At 46.2% G+C, this 2,820-nt stretch carries 3 protein-coding genes and 1 pseudogene; 2 read left to right on the forward strand and 2 right to left on the reverse strand.

The features are described 5' to 3' along the window. A partial coding sequence (locus tag EBR25_13065; protein ID NBW41912.1) for a hypothetical protein occupies nucleotides 1–297 on the reverse strand: 297 nt, incomplete at its 3' end. Nucleotides 298–578: 281 nt separating this feature from the next. Next, nucleotides 579–2,147, reverse strand: coding sequence for a hypothetical protein (locus EBR25_13070; GenBank protein ID NBW41913.1), 1,569 nt, complete (start codon nucleotides 2,145–2,147; stop codon nucleotides 579–581). 284 nt (nucleotides 2,148–2,431) lie between these two features. Between EBR25_13070 and EBR25_13075 the strand changes: the two are divergent. Continuing rightward, nucleotides 2,432–2,518: pseudogene (locus EBR25_13075) on the forward strand (hypothetical protein). Between the two features lie 9 nt (nucleotides 2,519–2,527). Beyond that, nucleotides 2,528–2,683, forward strand: coding sequence for a hypothetical protein (locus EBR25_13080; protein NBW41914.1), 156 nt, complete (start codon nucleotides 2,528–2,530; stop codon nucleotides 2,681–2,683). Nucleotides 2,684–2,820 lie beyond the last annotated feature (137 nt).

A 2,820-nucleotide genomic window follows, 5' to 3' on the forward strand; every position in this document is an offset into this window, starting at 1 on the left:
GTTTAGTCCGTAGTCAAATCCCCTTCTTGGAGATATGAGAAATTCGGTTTGCTCGGAGGTCTGAGGAGATTCCTGCTCCAGCTGTGCTTCGGTTGATATTAAGGCAGGGACATTTGGGTTTTGTCCAGCGTGGTACATAGCACGGACAAACTTCACGAATTCGGATGTAGACGCTTTCATGCCTCCTGCAAGGTTGTTAGATCGGCCTGCGGTGTAGGTTCCCGAAAAGTTGATTTTACTTGCGACGAGTCTTTGAAAAATTGACTCGAAACTTTCACCTGTGGCAATTTCGATCATAGCCCCTGCAATGGTAAGATGGCTTGATCCGTATTTATAGGTGGTTCCTGGGGGATGCGATAATTTACTAGCAGGCGTTTCCTTGGGGTTGCGCATAGGGAATTCTAGCCACTTTATTTTGTCCAAGTCAGCCGAATTCCCGCTGGATTTGGCCCCTATTTGACCCTGCTGCGACCCAAATCGCCCCCTAACCCGCTTGAACTGGGCCTGTGGGTCAGCAAAAATGTCATCATTTACTGTTTTGTTGAAATTTGACGCGAAGCTAGCCGCGGCCGTTCGAGCTAGTCATAGCTGAGGGAGGGCAGATCTGAATCCAGTGGTAACGGGAAACAATCAAGTTCGTAGGTGGAAAACTCAAAAGAGCTCTGCCTATGTCTGGGAGGATCTCTGGACGGAGGATCCGGGTCAAGACCCATGTGAGTGAGGTAACTTCTGATGCCGCCTGGGCAGGTCACTGCAGCAACTGGCTTGAGAGTTCCGTCGCAGCGGTCACATTTTGCTACGTCTATTTTAAAAACTCTTTCGAGCATTCTGGCCCATGGTGAACTCCTCAGCGATTTTTCTTTGCTACCGCCCTCACCTTCCTCACCATCTTCCGTATCGTGAGAACACGACTTAAACTGAAAGCCCTTCTTTATCTTTGGCTTTAAAGTGACAGCCTTTCTCAGAGGGCTGTTCGGTGCAAAGAAACCAGACCAGCGAACTAGGTGAGTGCGAGGAGGTGGTATCAGGGCTACAAGGCGTTCTATGAATTCACTTTTTGTAAAGAGGAGGTGGCTGGTTCCGTCACTATAGTTCTTTTTAAGCTTTAATTTTACTTTGCCAAGATCTGTGAGAGTGACTCTTTCGTTTGCAAGGGGGCCCCTAGCCATGTAGCTCACAAGACGCTCTAGCCCCCTGCGGTCTGAGGTTTTCACAGCTGTCGCACAGTGTAGAGAAAAACCCTGCATGGTTCGGCAGAGACGGCTTTTGGCAACCGGGATTTCCTCTTCATACCCAAACCCAGAGCCGATTTTTGTGACGTACTTTCCAGCGTTTTCACCGAAGGCGATGCGGTTTCTAAACGAGCTTTCTGCTGCCATGGAGACGGCCTCGTTTTCTGAGAAAACAGAAGATACTTCAGGATTCAGACAGATCTCCCCGTCTGCATTTAAATATCCTTTCTTTACAAGATACTTTCTGATTTTCGCGCTAATTTCCATAAGAAGCTTTTCCACATCTTCGTCTGTAATCTTTGGGGCCTTTTTAAACACGGGTTTATCACCCACAAGTATGTAGACACCTTCCGGTACCAAGATATGGTGATGAGGGTTTAGCCTCAAATCAGACCCGAATCTTTGAAGGAAACTGATGGACCCGGCAGCAGAATTCTTTATCCCGTTTTTTTCTGCCGTTTTCGTGTAGTAGCGGTGAATCGAGGTCGAGATGATTCTCAGAACTTTGCTACAAAGCTCTCGACTTGCATTCATATAAAACCGAAGTGGAAATGGGTAGGAAATTACAAACTGTCTGTAAGGAACGTGTGGAAGGACGTTGTCGACTAAGTGGGCTGCAGACTCAGCCATTCTTTTTCCTGCACAAGACGGACAGAAACCTCTCTTTTTACAAGAAAACGCCACTATTTTTTCTGCTTTACACCCCGTGCACTTCAGTCTCAGAAATCCGTACTGAGGAAGGCCGCACCTTAGAAACTCTTCGAACTCCTCAGTCACGTAATCGGGAAGAGATCTATTTTCTATCTCCCGTTCAGAGACGAACGTGTTTAGCTCGGTCCTAAGAATCTCGTAGAGCGGAGTTTCCTCAGGACGGCGACGTTCATACTCATAGCTTTTAGTTGCTGGTAGGCCCATAAGGGCGCTGGATACAACAAAGTAATAGACGACTGAAACGATTTCATTTCGAAATAGACTGTTTTCACAGCTATGAAGAGCTATTTATTGACCCAATCCAAAAAGCCCCCCAGTTGGCCTGTTCATAAACTAGTTTCTAACGCCGCTATCCTTGGGTAATGCGAGAGCCAAAAATATATTTCTTACTTACTCTCTGTTGCCTATGAGTAGCCCGAACGGCAACGGCTAGCTCTGCTTCAATGTCTAGTAAGTATTTTTGAACTACTATCTAGGTGGCGATATAGATCGCTTACATAGTATCTACAGGAGGTACCTTCAAGAATAGACGGCTAGCGGCTGATTACTATGATCATGCTGCCAAAAAAGGTCACAAGGGCGCGATGCACAATCTTGGCTGTATGCTTTACCACGGTGATGGCGTGGACCAGGATAGAGTCCTGGGCAACAGGCTTCTAGAGGAAGCTAAGAGCTTGATCGATGAAGATCTTGATCGCAAACTTCCAAAGAACGTGATTAATCTCCGTAGGAAAGGGTAAGATAAATGCGTCAGTATGCTCAACGTACTCAAAGAATCACTTTCACAGATGTCATGCCCAATTGATTAAGAAATAACTTCAGATTTATCAAGATATCCGATCCATCAAAGATGATTGATAAAATGACCATAATTTTG

The organism is bacterium, assembly GCA_009926305.1.
Classification (GTDB): domain Bacteria; phylum Bdellovibrionota_C; class UBA2361; order UBA2361; family RFPC01; genus RFPC01.